General features: G+C 41.1%; 5 protein-coding genes. 4 read left to right on the top strand and 1 reads right to left on the bottom strand.

Annotation, left to right across the window (positions count from 1 at the left end; genetic code table 11):
• Positions 1-33 precede the first annotated feature (33 nt).
• Positions 34-195 (top strand): hypothetical protein, encoded by a 162-nt coding sequence (locus ACKC4Y_RS06020; protein ID WP_409360894.1) that lies wholly within the window; start codon positions 34-36, stop codon positions 193-195.
• Between the two features lie 826 nt (positions 196-1,021).
• Here ACKC4Y_RS06020 and ACKC4Y_RS06015 read toward each other — a convergent pair.
• Positions 1,022-5,995 (bottom strand): DEAD/DEAH box helicase, encoded by a 4,974-nt coding sequence (locus tag ACKC4Y_RS06015; RefSeq protein WP_409360893.1) that lies wholly within the window; start codon positions 5,993-5,995, stop codon positions 1,022-1,024.
• A gap of 1,042 nt (positions 5,996-7,037) precedes the next feature.
• Here ACKC4Y_RS06015 and ACKC4Y_RS06010 point away from each other — a divergent pair.
• Genes ACKC4Y_RS06010 through ACKC4Y_RS06000 form a run of 3 tightly spaced genes read left to right on the top strand, consistent with a single transcriptional unit; the run spans position 7,038 to position 17,495 of the window.
• Entirely contained in the window at positions 7,038-8,771 is a 1,734-nt protein-coding gene (locus ACKC4Y_RS06010; RefSeq protein ID WP_409360892.1) for a ShlB/FhaC/HecB family hemolysin secretion/activation protein, read from the top strand.
• 25 nt (positions 8,772-8,796) lie between these two features.
• Entirely contained in the window at positions 8,797-17,085 is an 8,289-nt protein-coding gene (locus ACKC4Y_RS06005; RefSeq protein ID WP_409360891.1) for a hemagglutinin repeat-containing protein, read from the top strand.
• On the top strand, positions 17,082-17,495 hold the full coding sequence (locus ACKC4Y_RS06000) for a hypothetical protein (protein WP_375649602.1): 414 nt from the start codon (positions 17,082-17,084) through the stop codon (positions 17,493-17,495). The genes ACKC4Y_RS06005 and ACKC4Y_RS06000 overlap by 4 nt, the downstream gene beginning before the upstream one ends.
• The last annotated feature ends 175 nt before the right edge of the window (positions 17,496-17,670 follow it).

The raw sequence follows: 17,670 nt of genomic DNA, 5'->3' as shown, positions 1-17,670 counted from the left end.
TTTTCAATTGACGCGCTATAAAGGCGCCGGGCGTTGAAAACACGGCGATTAGTCCGTCGTCACACTTTTCCCATAAGGGTATTGCATGGTGTGACACACCCGACAAAATCATTATACGCTTTAATACGTATAAAAAACAGTCAGTATTTTAAAGACTTGGAAAGATTGTTTCGTAACCTATCCGCTAATCGTTAAGTGTTTTCAGCACTTGAATATTTCTATAACAAAATACGTATTTATTGTCAAATAATATTTTATCTTTTTTGATATTTTTTTGTATCTTTTAAATACGTTATGTATTGATATTGTCATATGATTATCAATTGCTTCTTTTATATTTATGTGCTTTTAAAGCTATATTATAGGCTTTATGAAACGATTGCGTTATGTTTTGAATCTATACATTTATAATATTTAAAACGCTCTCATAATGCGTATTTTTATCTTTATAACCTATCATTTTTTTTACTAAATGAATTTTAATTTTTTGTGAATTTTGTTTATAAGGGGCTCTAATGTAAACAACCTATAAATACAACCTGTAATATATATTTTGTAGGGGTTTTGGGGGTATATGGGGTGCTTATACTTTTTTCAAAAATTAGGGAATTAAAAGCGTAAAGTAATATAAGTATTCACAACAAAGCTTTTGAAAACAATAAAGCTATCATTTTAGATTACGGTATAATCTTTTAAAGGCAATGTAAAAGAAGCGTATTCACTTTAAGATAGGGTTTCTTAAAAGTCTTAAAGCAATCTAAATAAGAGTATCTAAAAGTGCAAGTTTCTTCTTTTTAGAATAACGCATGATAAATTATCTCTTTTAAGATTATAGGTAATCAACTCACAAGATGATACGTTTACAAAATTTACAAAAGTCCATTAAAGGATTTCTGATAACGTAATTCTTTCCTATCTTAGTTATCTCATAACAGATGATAAAATAAACTTTTATTTAAACTAATACATAAGCGGCTTTAATAAGATTAGCATGCCCATTATGTGAGCATGCTTTGTAAGTCTATTCAGTTTCTCTTATTTCCAATTTTGGTAGGTTCTTAACAATTTTCATTGTCTCTAAACTTACAGTAATAACCCTTTGAAATAATTCTAGAGGGTAGGCAGGATTGCCAATGGTTTCAACAGCATAACGATTGGCATCATTCACAATACCACTCTTTTTATCAGTCTTTACACATTGACGTTCCATAACCCATTCAAGAGCGGATTTACCATTTACAATATAGCTATAAGCTTCTTTAGGTATATCTGTCATTGTGATATTATGGTTGTAAAAAACAATTGATTTATTCTTTGCTTTACTATTCCCAGCGAATTTCATTTCTGTAACGTAATAAAATTTTTCTGGATTAGAGATATCAGTTAGTTTTGGATTACCCTTTTTAAAGGTCACTGGATAAGGTTCCACATCTTCATAGTTTACATGCAAATGACCGAGTTTACGCCCCGCTGTTACAAATTTCCAAAAATCATCAGCAGTTTTTACACAAGGGATACGAGGTAATTCCTTAGAGAGGTTATCAGCATAACGAGCACGGTAATCTTCCGAATGAAGTAGACCGTAAACGTAGTAGAATAGATCATCTTTTGTTATGGTCTCATTAGGATAAGCAGCTTTAAAATATGTTAGCCCTTCATCCGTAATGGCATCACGCTTTTGTAAATCAGCTATTTTACTTTCTTCTGTAGCATTTGTAAATAAATGTGACTGATTATTATCTTTAGATTTTAAGGAGGTAATATCTTCATAAAAGTATCTTGGAAAGCATTGACCTGTATCTATTGCGTGAAGGTTAGGTAAATCCTTACTCATCAAAACAGAAAAACCACTTCTTGCTCCTACACCTGTAATTTGTATTACTTTATTTTCAGCCGTTTTCCCTATCGGAAATATTCGCGGCATTTGTAAAACCATTTCATTAAAGGCACGATTGTAATAGAGCCACTGTTGTGTAAAAGGACGGTATAAACTTTGCATAAGGCATGTAGCTTCAAATTTAAAAATCTTTCCTTTTGCTAAATCTTGTTTAAGAGCACGGCTCCAACTGATTTTTTTAGCATCTGAATTTACGAAATTGTCTACAGCATTTTTACGTATCCTACGATCAACATGTCCATAAGCATTATTAAAACGTTTTACTTCACTGTTATAGAAGGTAATCATATTACTTATGTTTTTCGCTAAAACTTCATGGCTTGAATTGTATACCCAAGCATCACGGCTAGTTACAACACCACACGAAAAATTTTCAAAAAGCTTTTTATCATGACCTTTCTTAACACCCATGGCTAAAAATGCTTTGAAATTGTTATCACGTTGACCAAGCCAATCACCATGTCTGTCTGGTGTAATTATTTGCCAACCTTGTTTACTTCGTGTAATACCATTAATGCTACCAAATTTTTTAATTGTCTTAAGCTTTTTTTCTCTTGTGAGATAATCTCCAATATCACGGAAATATATTTTCCCCTGTTGTTTGGATTTTGGATTTTTTACGAGAATAGAAATCGCTATAGGGGCACGAGATCCTTCACCAAAAATTCCACCACTTTCTTTCTTACGTTGTTCTCCAGAGGTCCGAGCATTCCCCCGCAAATGGAAAATATAAAGGCTGCTAAATTCCTCAACGAGGCATTTGCGTAAGCCATCCATAGATTTTGTATCTATAAAACTTGCATTTGTAACAAAACCAATCACACCACAATCTTTTATACGGTCGCTTGCCCAGCGAATAGCACGAATATAACTATCATACAAATTTCGTAGAAGACTTGCTTTAGATTGAGCGGCGTAAGTTTCATCAATACGGTCATTTAATATCGGATAAGGCGTATTCTTTGCATTATCATTAGCACTTTTTTGACCTGTTGAATAAGGAGGATTGCCAAAAATAACTTCAATATTGAGATTTTTCTGAAGTTCTAAATATTCACTGTTTTCCTTTAATAGACGTTGTATTAGATCTTGCTTTTTTAGCGTCTGAAACGTATCAGCCAAACCAATATGCTTGAATGGGATATAATTCCCTTTCATAAGACCATGATAAGTTGCTTCGATATTAATGGCTGCTATGTAATAAGCGAGCAAGATAATCTCATTGGCATGGATATCGTAACGGTATTTATATTCCATATCCTCTGGTTTTATCAGTTTAGATTGTAAAAGCCGTGTGATAAAGGTACCAGTACCTGTAAAAGGGTCGAGAATAGAGACACCACGTGACCCTAGACTTTTTCCAAACTCATTGCGTAAAACATCATCAACAGAATGAATGATAAAATCAACAACCTCAACGGGCGTATAAACAATTCCTAATTTTTCTACCGTACGTGGAAAAGCATGACGGAAAAATTCATTGTAAAGCTCTACAATTAAGCTTTGTTGTGCTTCAAGAGTGGTAATTCCACGTGTGTAAAATTGTACGCTCCTAGAAATATTTTTGAGATCTTGAGATTCTTCTTTAGGGGTAACTTTATCAAGGACATTGAGTACACGTTGTAAAGCACAAGATACGGGATTTTCTTGAACAAACTGATGCCCCTCAAATAAAGCATTAAAGACTGGACGCGTCACGAGATGTTGCGCAAGCATTTCAATCGCATTTTGTTCAGAGACAGTCGTATTCAAATTGCTACGCAATTCGGTCATAAAATCATTAAACACCTGCCGTGTTTCAGTTTCTGATTTCGTCAAAACTTCAGTTAAGCGTGCGATATGAGTTTGAGCGAGATCACCAACATTTATTGCCCATTTTTTCCAATAGCTAGGATCGTAAAATCTATTAACAATAGCAGCTTTAATGACATCTTTACATTTAGAAAAAAGGGGGAGTTCTCCTTGTTCTTCACATGTGTGAGAGGATTCATAAGTTGCTAACCCAATATTAAGTCCTGAATATTCTAATTTTGAGCGTGTAGGTAAATCATCAATAACCGTGGTCGTATCTTCTAACGCAAGTTCTTGAGAAGCAGCAACGATTTCAAGAGCATCGCTTACGTCTTGTTTTTTGTGCATATGGTGAATTATTTTATTAAAGTTATCATCATGGGCACGTAAAGCATTGAGAACTTGCCAGATGACATTATACTTTTGGTTTTTTTCTAAGGCTATTTCCGGCGGAATATCAGCGGGTATCCCAACGGGTAGAATGATATAGCCTCTTTTTTTACCCTCTGCTCGACGCATAACACGTCCTATTGCTTGAATAATCTCAATTTGACTTTTGCGCGGATGTAAAAATAGAACAGCATCAAGAGCAGGAACATCCACACCTTCAGAAAGACATCTTACATTGGTGAGCACACGGCAGGTATTTTCCCCCGCATCTTCTTTTAACCAGTCGAGTTGTTTTGTACGCTCTTTAGCACTAAAGGTTCCATCAATATGGGCAAGGGTACAGTTAAGAGGGGGAGTATCTTTATAGTTTTTATGAAGAGCGCGCAAAGATTCTTGCACTTTTTCTTTTTTGAATCTTTTGCATATGCGTTTAGAAGTATCAATATCTTTGCAAAAAGCTAAAGCTCTACGCATAGGCTTGGGGTCATCTTCAAGATCAAGTTTCAGATCCATTTTGGTAAGGGCTCTATAACAGCCATTAATCTTGGTCCTATCATCGAGAATAAGTTCATAATTCTTATCGGTAATCAGATGTTGAATGGATTGGCTTACTTCTTTTTCGTTGACAACTAATATGATAACTTTACAAGGTGATAACAGCTTATCCTCTAAAGCACGTGAAAAGTTGTAAGTGTAAAGTTGTTTGCCATAGAGTTTTTCATTATCCATGGACACCAAAACGTTATTGGATAAGAAAGCATTCCTTTTCAGCTTGTCACTAAAGATCTTTGGGGTTGCTGTCATGTAGAGGCGTTTTTTGCCTCGAATAATGCTATTGTCATGAACCTTGATAAATTCAGATTCATGCTTTTCTGTTCCCAACACAACACCAGTTGTTCTATGGGCTTCATCACAAATGATCAGATCAAATTCAGGTAACCCATGGGTATTTTGTGCATCCGAAATCACTTGGATAGAATGATAGGTTGAAAAGATGACCGTCATTGCATCTGCTAGGTTTTCACAAGCTTCTTTGGCAAGGGCTTTCGCATCTGTTGTAGCAGGGAGAACAAGGTCTGATGTTTCCATGCCAACAATATCATCTTGGTTTTTACGACGCTTTCCCACTTGTGTATCGGAACACACGGCAAAGGAGCGTAAAGGCACTTGTGCATCGGCTGTCCATTCACGGATTGTTTGCGAGACTAAAGCCAGAGAAGGTACCAGAAACAAAACACGCTTGCCTTTTCCTGCTATGTGTTCTGCTATCTTAAGGCTTGTGAAAGTCTTCCCCGTTCCACATGCCATAATCAGCTTGCCACGATCTGCTTCTTTTAACCCTTCACAGACTTTCTTGATGGCTTCTTCTTGATGGGGACGAGGCTCTTTTGTTGATTTAAGAAGAACTTCTTTTTTGGTTGCATAGATTTGCCAATCTATCCGACTGTTTTCCATATGACGAAGGTCAATACGATAAACGGGTATCACTTGTCCTTTAATCATGGCATTCACATTGTCACTTAATTCTACTTCCGTGCTATCAACGAGAAGACGATATTTGAAAATGTCTTTTCCAGATGCCGCGATAAAGCTATCAATATCCTTTTTACTAATCTGATGATCTGCTTTATAACACTTACACTGAATAGCCACATATCCTTCTTGATGACGAAGCTTAGCCACCAAATCAATACCGATATCATTTTTATTCCAACCTTCATGCTCTTTAGCCCATTCATAATAGGTTTCTACCTTTTCGTAGCGTCCATAATGAAGAGGGTCTTTCGTCAAATAAGCTATGACAAGGTTTTCAAACAGAGTTCCTAATTCACGAAGTGATTTAGCTTGTTGACGATAATATTCCAACAGAGAGCGTAAAGTGACGTGTTCATTATCAGACTTAATAGATTGAAGCATAAAGAATAGACTCCATGGCAATATATTCTATTGATTAATTCTCTTCAAAATAATCAAAATGGAGTTTATTAAATTGATTCAAACCAAATATCGAGTGCAAAATGAGTTAAAGTCATTCCAAAGCGGATAAATTTTTTCAAAAAATCTTTTTAAGCTTGTTTATCAACAGCCCATGACACGAGACAAAATCAGCAAAATAGTGAAATTTGCTGTTTGTTTCACGTGTTCATCAAGACAGATTCAATATGTACTTTAAGATATCAGAATGAGTATTTTGATAGGTTTTATAGAAGCACTAAAATAATCCACTTTGTCAGTTCAATTTACTGACACATAACTGACAAGTTTTAATCAATTCACATCATTAGTTATCTTTAAAGATTGTAATAGTGATATGAGTTATGTTTTTAAAATACTAACGTATTGAAATATAATGTTTTTAATTTTCTCTCATTTAAAAAAAATAGTATAGGCTCTAAAAAGAACTGACAACACTGACAAAACTCTTCTGATAAGGTCACTCAGATCATTTGCTTTTGGAGAAAGGTTCCTTTGATGAGAATGCCATTAAAAGAGTTTTGCGTGATTGTCTTGAAAGGCTCTCAAAGAGATTTCTTATTGTTTTCTATGATGGTTTTTGACGACAGAATGTGCTTGATAGCACGATGTCTCGTTTATATGCGTGTTGAGTGGTTTAGAGGAGCTGGAGAGTGAATTTATCTCTAATTATTGATAAATATATTGTAGCGTTAAACTGGGGATATTGATGTATTAAACATTGACGCGCTAAACAGTTTTGTTTAGAGGTCTTTCTACATAAATGTGGGGGAGAAATCTTCAGCAATTTAAATAAAGCAGTTTTTCTAGTGTCACTTTTCTTTGGTAACAGAGGCATGTGCTTTTGTTAAAAGCGTTATAGGGCAGTGGCTGTTTTGAGTGGTCTTGTTAGAGGTTCATGAAGTTCTTTTAAATAATGCTTCATGAATAGTGCAAAGCGGGGCAATCTGTATTGTTTTCTGTATTTTTACGCCAAAGTTCTCTTTTGAGAATTTTTCGTGCCATTATTGTTTTCTTTGGCTTGTTTACAGGTGTAAGTGTTTATGCGCGCTCTTCAGCTGTTTTTCATTCCCCAACCGATAATTTTTCTCGCCAACAATCTGAGAAGCAGCAATTAGAAAGAATTGAGAAATTACGCGCTTTAACGCCTAAAAGGATAAAGACGCCTTCAGAGCAAAATCCAGAAACGCTTTTGGGTGGGAAGCAATGTTTTCCCATTCATGCTATTGTTGTTGAGGGAGTGCATCATGTCAAAAAGCGCTTTATATCAGCCGTAACAGAGCCTTATGTTGGAAGATGTATCGGGCTTGTCGATATTCAGCTCTTAATCAAGAAGTTAACCAAAGTTTATTTGGATCAAGGCTATGTGACGGCGCGTTTTTACATTCCTGATCAAGATATCAAAAACAGCAAGACGCTCAAATTTGTTGTCATTGAGGGCAAGCTCTCAGAGATTTACTATAATGGTTCACCGGCATCTCGTTATAACAATGTTGTGTGGAGTGCTTTTCCTGGGCTTCAAGGTCATGTTTTGAACATGCGCGATATTGAACAGGGGCTTGATCAGATCAACCGTTTGAGTTCAGCGCACGCTCAAAGCGAACTTCTTCCAGGGCGTGAAGAAGGGAGCACCATTGTCAATATTAACAATCATCCCGATAAAACTTTCAAGGTTACTGTTTCTCATGACAATATGGGACAATCTTCCACGGGTTATGCGCGTTATAGTGCGGGCTTAAGGGTAGAAAATATTTTAGGGATGAATGATGCGTGGGATTTTAACTATCAGCGCAGTCAGACAGATTATTGGGGTGGGAGCAAGCAAGAAGGACATAGCAATAACATTTCAGCGAGTGTGAGTATTCCGTATGGTTATTGGACCTTTGGATTGAATGGCACTGTTTATAATTACCAAAGCATTATTCCTGGCAATTTTACCGATATTGAGACGACGGGGGATTCCAGTGAGTTACACGCCAGTACAAGCAGAGTTCTTTATCGTGATGGTGTTTCCCTTACAACCTTGAATTTAGGTCTTTCTTATAAAAGAACCAACAATTACCTTCTTGGCAATAAGATTGAAGTGGGCAGCCGTCAATATAGCGTCGCCAATTTTGGGATTTCGCATTCGCGCCAGATGCTGGGTGGAACTTGGACTTTTGATGTGAGTTATTTGCAAGGACTCCCCTTGTTTCATTCAGTCAAGAAGCACGATCCAGGAGCAGGAGATGCGGAGCCACAATTTGCCAAATTTACCGGCACACTCAGCGTTATGACGCCTTTTAAGGTAGGGGGCTTTGACTTTATACTGAGCAATCTTTTGAGTGGTCAATATTCACCACATAATTTACTGGGTGCTGAACAGATTTCGTTGGGGGGCGCCTCCAATGTTCGTGGCACGCGTGAGAGTTTGCTTTTTGGCAATAACGGTTTTTTTAGCCGGAATGATTTGTTGCTACGCACCATTCCGTGGAGCAATCACGCAACCTTCAAAAAGGTTTTTGGTGAACTTCGCCCTTATGTTGGTTTGGATTATGGGCGTGTTTTTGCACAACCCTTGTATGGGATTAAGAGTGATCAGCTTGCCGGTTGGACAGCGGGTGTCAAGCTTGCGGGAGGCATGGTCTCTCTTGATGCCAGTTATTCCAGTATTTTTTGGAGCACAGTTAAGCACAAAAAATCAGGAACATTTTTTATGACATTAACAATGGAACTTTAAGCGTTTTTTATTGGGGAGTTAACGTATGAGATATGAGAAGAAAGCAGAAAGAGCAGCTTTATTAGGTGTTTTGGTCTCCAGTACGATGCTCAAAAAGGTTTTATTTGGGGGACTTGGTTTTTCTTGTTTATTCGCACCTTCAGCGTTACAGGCGCAAATTACTGTGGATCCTAACGCTAATGCCGCTCATCGCCCAGATATAGTAGCAGCGCCCAATGGGGTTCCCTCGATTGATATTGTTACCCCCAATGGCAAGGGCTTATCACACAATAAATATGATGATTTTAATATTGGCAATCCAGGTGTGATTTGGAACAATCATGCGCAAGAAGTGGGGCAATCGCAGTTGGGGGGCATTATGCCGGGCAATCCGCATTTGCGTGTTACGGGTTCGGCGAAAGTGATTTTAAATGAAGTCACCAGCAGCAAGCGCAGTGCCTTGAATGGTCCAGGAGAGGTTTTTGGGCATCAAGCCGATGTGATTATAGCCAATCCCAATGGGATAAGCTGTGATGGTTGCGGTTTTATCAATACGCCCCATGCGACTTTAACCACAGGTGTACCCGAAATTGATGCGAGCGGTTTTTTGAAAGGCTTTGAGGTGCGAGGTGGGGACATCACCTTTGGAGCAAGAGGAGCCAATTTTTTCTCTGGCAAGGGGGCTGTTGATATTGTCGATATTGTCTCACGCACGGTGCATTTTGAAGGACCTGTTGCCGGCAGAGAAATTGGTGTAACAGCAGGGACGGGTCACTTTGATTACGCTTCACGGGAAATGAAAGAACTGACCGATATTACTGGTAAACCGGAATATGCGATAGATGGTTCTGCTTTGGGGGCTCTACAGGCGGATCAGATTAAACTTGTGGCGACGGAAAAAGGTGTTGGGGTTCGCATGCGTCATGATATGGCAGCCAATGCGGGGCAGTTGCATCTTTCTGCTGACGGGAAAATCTCCCTGAAGAATGTTTTTGGTCATGGGGGTGTTGTCCTCAAATCGAAAAGCCAGAGCGTATTAGCAAAACACATCACCTCGAAAAAGCATATTGAGATTGCAGCAAAAAAAGGTGTCACGTTAGAAACCGTTGGCGCTGAGGGTCATTTGAAAATAGAGGCGCAGGATGGGCTTTTATCGATTGCCGGAAATGCAACGTCTGGGGGCAACATGGAGCTGTCTTCGCGCCAAACTCTTCAAGTTTCAGGGCTAGGGTCAGGCGCTGATATGGCTCTTGAGGCAGGCGGAGAGCTGAAGATTGAGGGGAACGTTTTAGCGCAAGGGAACCTCAAGGTACATGCCGGTGGTGATATCCAAACGCATCTTTTAGCTGGTAGGGTTGATATGGTTCTTGAGGCGGGTGGAGACTTGAGGCTTGAGGGGGATGTTCTAGCGCAAGGGAACCTCAAGGCACATGCCGGTGGTGATATAAAGGCGCAGCTTTTAGCCGGTGGGGTTGATATGACGGCAACGGGTGCTACTGGTGTTGTTGTTCTTGGCACCCAAGGGGATGTTGATCTCCAGAGCAGTCAAGGTGAGATTGTTGCTGAAAGTGTTTATGGAGCAGGAGATATCACCCTGGTTTCTCATAACGGACTTTCTGTTTCTCAAATAATCCTGTCGCATCAAAATGTTGCCATTCAAGCACAACCAGAAACAAATGCTCCGGTTCATTTTGGGCAACTTTTAGCTCATGGCAAGGCAAATATTGAGGGCGGGACGGTTGACTTTTCTTCGCTGATGACGGGTGAAGAAGCTGTTTTAAAGGTTGGCAGCCTTGATGCTGGCACACTGATGACAGGTGTCGTTTCTACCGGCGGTTCAGGGGATCTTGTTTTAGATAAAAAGGGCTTTCTTTCTATTACAGCAAAAGAAGGGGTGAAGGTTGGTCAGATTGCCAGTGGTGGCAATATTGAAATTTTTGCTGGCAACGACATTTATTATGATCAGGTCATTGGCTATGGCAACGCAGCATTGACATCGGTATCTGGAGAGATCAGTGTTGAGAATGTGCTGTCTACCGAGGGGGATGTGAGATTGACAGCAAACACTCTCGATTTAAGCAATAATCGTTCTCATATTTACACGCCGCAAACGCTGTATTTAATTGCAGATCATATTGATGTCTCGGGCAGCGAATTGACTTATGGTGGTTTAGATTTTAACAGCACCAATGCCCTTGATATTCACCATGCGCGGCTACAAGCCGTGACAGATGAGGGGGGGACTGGAGATATTCTCTTTATTGCTCCAAGCGTTATGGTGGATAAGGCAACTTCTGTTTTAGCGGCGCGAGATTTCGTGATCAAAACGGGGGAGTTTGGAAATAGCGGTCAATTGGCAGCAGGGCAGGATTTAGTCTTTAGCGTGACGGGCAATGTAACCAACAGCAAAACGGGCTTAATCTATGCTGGGGGAAGTGGTGCTTTACAAGTCGATGGCGCTTTGCTCAATGATTTTGGTGCCATAATGGCAGAGGGTGATTTATCTTTCACCAATGCAGATGGCAGCGGAAAAAGCCTTTCCCTTGTTAACAAAGCGGGCTTTATTCAAGCTGGTGGAAACTTAAATATCCAAACCAACACCCTAAAAAACGAAGCCGATAGCACGCCTGTCATCACAGAAAAAACGGAATATAGCGATATTTCATTCGAAAAACCAGACAAATATAATTTTCTCGATGGTAGGCCTTTATATCATGATATGGACTGGGATCGTTGGGGAAAAGGAAAACTTTCTAAAAGAAAGCATGGGATAGTAGGTCCAAAACACTTTATATTTGAGCAACAACTTTGGGATAACAAAGAAGGAACCTATGGCACTGCAACTTTAAAAGATGGCACAGTCTATAAGGCATTTACTTGGAAACATAATGCTCGAAAAGGAGACATAGAAGAGTTTGTATGGAATGGTTCTCTGCGGAAGGGAGGATGGTTCGGGTCAATAAACGAAAACTGGTCACATATGACAGAAGAAACTGTCACGCAAGGGTTTTCGCATAAACCAACTGTTTCGGGGATGATACAATCTAGTGGCAATCTCATCATTAACGCTGATACCATTGACAACCATTATAGCTCTATAGAAGCAGGGGGAAATGCTGATATCCACGCCAAGACGCTGACCAATTCAGGGGCAACGGCTTATAAAAAAATCTTTATGCATTGTAAAGCAGATACAGACAATTGTTATGGCTATAAAGCTGATGGAAGCCGCGATGTTTCTTTAGATATAGCCAATGGTACGTTTCGCCATACTGGCTCAGAAGCTCTTGATACCGTTCCAGGTCTTGTCCAAGCGGGTGGCACTTTAAATCTGGTGGTCGATCAACTCAATAACACGGCAGCGGAAGGTTCGATTACAGGGGATGCGCATTTTGAAGCCAAAGCGGCTGGAGGCAATCCACTGGAGTCCTTAAGTGGTTTAACCGGGGCTGGTGCTTTGTTTACACCGAAAATTGATATCAATAGTGCAGGGGAACTTTCTGAGGGGCTCCCTTTACCAAAGCCCCAATCGGGGGGTGTTGGGGGCACGCTGCCCAACCAGAATTTCATTTATGAAACGCGGGCAGAATTCCTTGATGTTGGCAAGTTTTATGGCTCAGCTTATTATTTGAACAGAATTGGCTACAATCCTGACAGAGAGATTTTTTTCTTAGGCGATGCATATTTTGAAAAGCAGCTGATTGAAAAACAAATGCGTGATCTTGTTGGTCAAGGTTTGGGCAAAGGTTCCTTTATTCCTGGAAGTGATGCCATTGAACAAGTCAAAACTTTGCTGGATGTCGGGGCAGACTATGCAAAAGCCCACAATCTCTCCTTTGGTGAGGCTTTGAGTGAAGAACAATTGGCGTCCCTAGAAGCGCCGATGGTGATTTATGTGCGCCAACAGGTCAAGGGCATGGATGTTTATGCGCCGGTGCTTTATATCCCTGAAAAAGACAGAGCCTCCTTTGTTTCTGCTGGGGCTTTGATCATGGGCGATGATGTCAATATCACCAGCCAAAATACGAGCAATTCCACGATAACCAATTCAGGACGGATTGCGGCAAACCACCAATTGCATGTGCATGGCGGGGATATCCTCAGTCAAGGGGGGCATTTTGCGGCGGGTGGTGATGCTGTTTTACTTGCGGAGAAGAATATTCGTTTAGATGCAGGGCGCACAACGGTTGACGGCGTGGAGACCGTTTTAAACACCGAGGCACTTTCTGCTGGGGGCAATGCGAGCGTGATTGCCAAACAAGATATCACAGCTTCAGGGGTGGGGATCACCACGAAGGGTGATCTTGCCATGGCCACAGAGCAGGGCAATTTAACAATAGGTTCAGCACAAACGCATTACCACAGCGAACAGGGTGATGCCACTATGCATCATAAATCGCAAGTCAATTCTGGGGGCTCAACGACACTTGCCTCTGGAAAGGATCTCAATGTTCTAGGCTCTGATGTTCAAACAAAGGATAATCTTCTCTTAAAAGCTGAGGGTAATGTTTCGATTGATGCCACACGCAACAGTGCCAATAGCCATCGCGGGGATCAAACCTCCCATGTCGCCTTGCACAATGGCTCTCATTTAAGTTCTGGAAAAGATACTACTGTCCTCTCAGGTCAAGATATCCATATTTCTGCTTCCGATATCGATGCGAAGGGCAATGTTGGACTTGGCGCCCAAGGGGAGATAGCGATAGGGGTAAGAAACGATGAAGTGGAATATCATCTTCGCACCAAAAACACGAAAGTGGATATGCAAGCCTCTCATGCGGTTGGCTCTTCGATAAAATCGGGAGGTGATACCACGGTCATTGCAGGGCAGGATGGCAAGCCGCATGATCTCACTATCACAGGTAGTTCCATTGCGGCTGAGGGCAAGGTAGGGTTGAAATCCAGCAATGATATTCTCATCAATAATGCAGAGGATAGCTTACACTATGAGATGTCGTACCACAAAGAGGGTGGAGCATTTAGTAGCAGCAAATCCGTGCATAACAAGGTGGATGCTACCCAAGTTTCCGGTTCACTTATATCTGGGGGCAAAGGCGTTGCCATTGAATCTGGAAACAACACGGAAGTTTTAGCCTCGACGCTCATAGCCGGTAAGGCAGAGGAAACGTCAGGAGAGGAAGCACCAGGAGAACAGAAACAAGCGGATATTACCATTCACTCTGGGGGAAAGATTGTCATAAAAGGCGCCCAAGAACACTTGGATCAGCAAGCACAATCGTCATCAAGTGGCTTTTTGCATGAGGAATCGTCCGATACATCTCAATCGCATACCACAACGGTCTCCTCTATCCTTGGGGCGACGGGCAACATCGTGTTAGACGCACAAGGAGAAGCCAAGATTTCTGCTTCTCATCTGCTTTCCGGTCAAGATATCAATGTGAGCGGAGAAAGTGTGACGATTGATGGCATGACAGATCATCATAGCAGCCATTCAGAGGAGCATAAAACAGGTTTTGGTGTGGGATCAGGCAAGGGCTTTGTGTCGATATACGGGAGTGAGGGAAAGACAGAAAATGAAGAGAGTTTTGAGCATCAAGGTTCTTCTCTCAATGCTGATGGCACGATCAACATCACTGCCAAGAAAAAAAATGTGACAATTGTTGGTTCTGATCTTGCAGGTGAGAATATTAACCTTTCGGCAGCTCGTGATGTCAATGTGCTTGTTGGTCATAATAGCCATTCCTCAAGCTCAAAGGAAGAACGTACAGGCTTTGGCATTCAGTTTGAAAAGAGCAACAGCGGTGCTTCTGTAGGTGTTGGAATTGCAAGCGCCAAAGATACGGGCGATCAATGGGAAACCACTTCCACACAATCACACATCACGGCACGCCAAGATGTGCAGATTACTGCTGACAATGATGTAAATATGCAAGCAGCCATTGTTTCAGCGGATCGTGATGTCAACATTGACGCTGGCAATAATATCACCCTATCGGAAAGCTATGATACCTCTAACGCAAAAGAAAAGCATGAAAAGTCTTTTGCTGGTGTGACAGCCTCTGCTGATATCGGTGTCCTTGGCACGGTACAAGGCTTAAAAGATTCAGCGGACCGTATGAACAATAAGGATGGCAATAACACAGTTATTAATGGCATACTGACCGGCATGAAAATCAATCACCTCTTTAATAAAGGAGAGAACTTTATTAATTGGCTGACTGGCAACACAGGGGAAAAGGGGAACACAACCAAAGGATTGAGTAGCTCATTAGGAGGATTGGGGGGCTCCACCAAGGATGCTCTTGCCAATCTGGCTGGCGCATCTGGCAGTGTAACCGTGGGCTTTAAAACTGAGAAAACAGAAGCCTCTTCTCAAGTCTCCACAGCGGTGACAGATAGCATAGCAGGTGGACGCGCTGTCAACATGCAAGCCCACAAAGGCAGCATTCATGGTGTTGGCGCTGATATTATTGCTGGTACCAATCCAATCTATGTGCTGGACAATGATGCACAGAGCGGAAATATCACCATGGAAGCAGGTAAAGATATCATCTTTGAAAGTGCACAAAACACGCAAAGCACACAAAATAGCAGTGAAAGTGCTTCAATGAGTGTTGGCACCGGTTATGGCACGGGTGGCGCAGGGGCAACGGGCAGTGCTGCTTTTAGTCAAGGGGAAGGCTCCAGTGATGAAGTTCAACACAAAAACAGCCATATTATAGGCACCGGCACAGTTCACACCATAAGTCAGGCAAACACCACATTGGCAGGCGCCGTGGTTTCTGGAGAGCGTGTAGAAATGGAAGTAGGGGGTGATTTCGCCATTACCAGCCGCAGTGATACGGGACAAACTTCCAGCAAGCAAAACTCTGTTTCTGTTGGGTTTGGTGCTGGACAAACGGGTGGTGGGGGCTCCATGAGCGCCTCTTTCCAAAAGGATAAATCCTCCAGCGATTATCATAGTGTTGTGGAGCAATCAGGCATCAAAGCGGGTGATGGCGGCTTTAAGATCAACGTTAAAGACAAAACAACGCTGACCGGAGGACTTATTTCCAGCACAGCCTCGGCGGACAAAAACAGCCTGACCACAGGAAGCATTAGCACCAGTGATATCAGCAACAGTGCGCATGCTAAAGCCAGCAGCCATGGGTTTAGCCTTTCTGGTGGCGATGCTTTGCAACAGGGGAAATATGGCATCATAAAAAATATTGCTAAAAATGCTTTAAATCACGGCAAAGCCAAGGATGCAGCAGAAGGGGAAACCAAATCTGCTATCAGTGATGGCACCATCATCCTTACTGATACAACTGGACAGAGGGCGATGGGGCAAGATGCTGGACAAATCATTGATGCACTTAACCGCAACACCGCTACAGCCCACCAGGCTGTAGGACAGCTAGATGTCGCACCGCTTGAGGGAGCAGTGCATAATCGCGTAGATATGATCAATGATTTATCGGATGAAGGATTGGGATACTGGGACAAAGTGCGCGAAGTCGCAAATGTTAAAGAGCATCCAGTAGGTGAGATTGCGCATGATGAAAATGGCAAAGTACTCTATTTAACCGATGAAAATGGAGAACCTATAAAAGATAGCGATGGAGAATATATTACTCTGTATCACTTTTTAAATGCTGAAGATGAGCAGTATTTACAAGCTGGCTCTGATGGCAACAGGCGTATGTTCTATAATGGTATTTTTAACACACCCGATGAGGCAGCGCGTAATGCGGTTCAGTTAGCTGATAATGAGCATGAGCCCCTTTATTTTACATACCACCCACAAGCTAAAGACAGGCTCGTAGAGTACGGAGTAGCGATTTATGAGTATTTTGGGAGATGGAGTAATTCGACCAAGAAGTTACAAGATTTTGTCTATCGTTATGGCAATACAGGGGCGATTGTTAGTGCGCATAGCCGGGGTAGTCTGACAGTGGGTAATGGAATGCGTGACTTTGAGAAGCATGGCATTCACGGTATAGCAGAAAAAACAGATATCTATCTTTTTGGACCAGCTGATAACTCTCAATCAATAGCGAATGCACTATATTATGTGAGTGATGGTAAAAAAGATCATATTTATTTACAAAACCATATATTCGATCCCATTGGTACAGGAATTGGTCACAATCTACCTACTTTTTATAAGGCACCCTTAAGGTTCCCTTATGCAATATTTCCACCAGCAACTCCAATGATAGAGCAAGGGAAAGCTCTAGGCGGCTTTAAATCTAGCACCCATAGGTGTTATGGTAATGCGTCGGCAGCATGTAAACGTGATTATGGAGCACATCATAATGATAATACAAAAATTTATGCACCTCATGCAATTTTGGATAATTTAGGTTTAGGTTATTTATGGAGAAAAAAATGAATACACTGTTTAAATTATTGAGTGGGATAGTTTTATTAAGTATAGCTGGATGTGACATTGAAAACATTGACAAACCTGCTCCAGGGTACGTGAATATGTGGGAGAAGCCAGGAGCAGATTCTACTGAGGTAGGAAAAGCCTTATTAGAATGTGGAATGCCGAGTCTTATCGATCCTGGTTCAGAAAATAAAGAGGTAAACAATAATGGATGGGCAACAATTGATGCCTGTATGGTTCAAGCAGGATTCCACTATAAAGATAAATGGGGAGGAACTTGGTGTCAAAACTATAAAGCCGAAAACTTGCCCATTTGTCAGCCTGGTGCTGTCATCCCGAAGAGAAGTGTCGAAAAGCGCTTAAACAGCCCGTTTTGTAAAAGGTATAAAAATGCATCTGAATGCAAGCCTTAAGTCTTTCTTGTAATGACCAACAATGCGCCATCCTTGCCTTCGTTTGGAATGGCGGGATTGTTTCCTCAATCCAACATCTCAATATTGTATGTAAATCAATATGGCGTAGAATGTACTAGTAATCCTATAACCAGGTTGCGATACAGGACGGTTTTTGTTATCATCCAAGTTGATG

Source organism: Bartonella heixiaziensis, from assembly GCF_046245125.2.
Classification (GTDB): domain Bacteria; phylum Pseudomonadota; class Alphaproteobacteria; order Rhizobiales; family Rhizobiaceae; genus Bartonella; species Bartonella heixiaziensis.
Note: the sequence above shows the minus strand (reverse complement) of the source record. Positions and strands in the feature narration are given on the sequence as shown.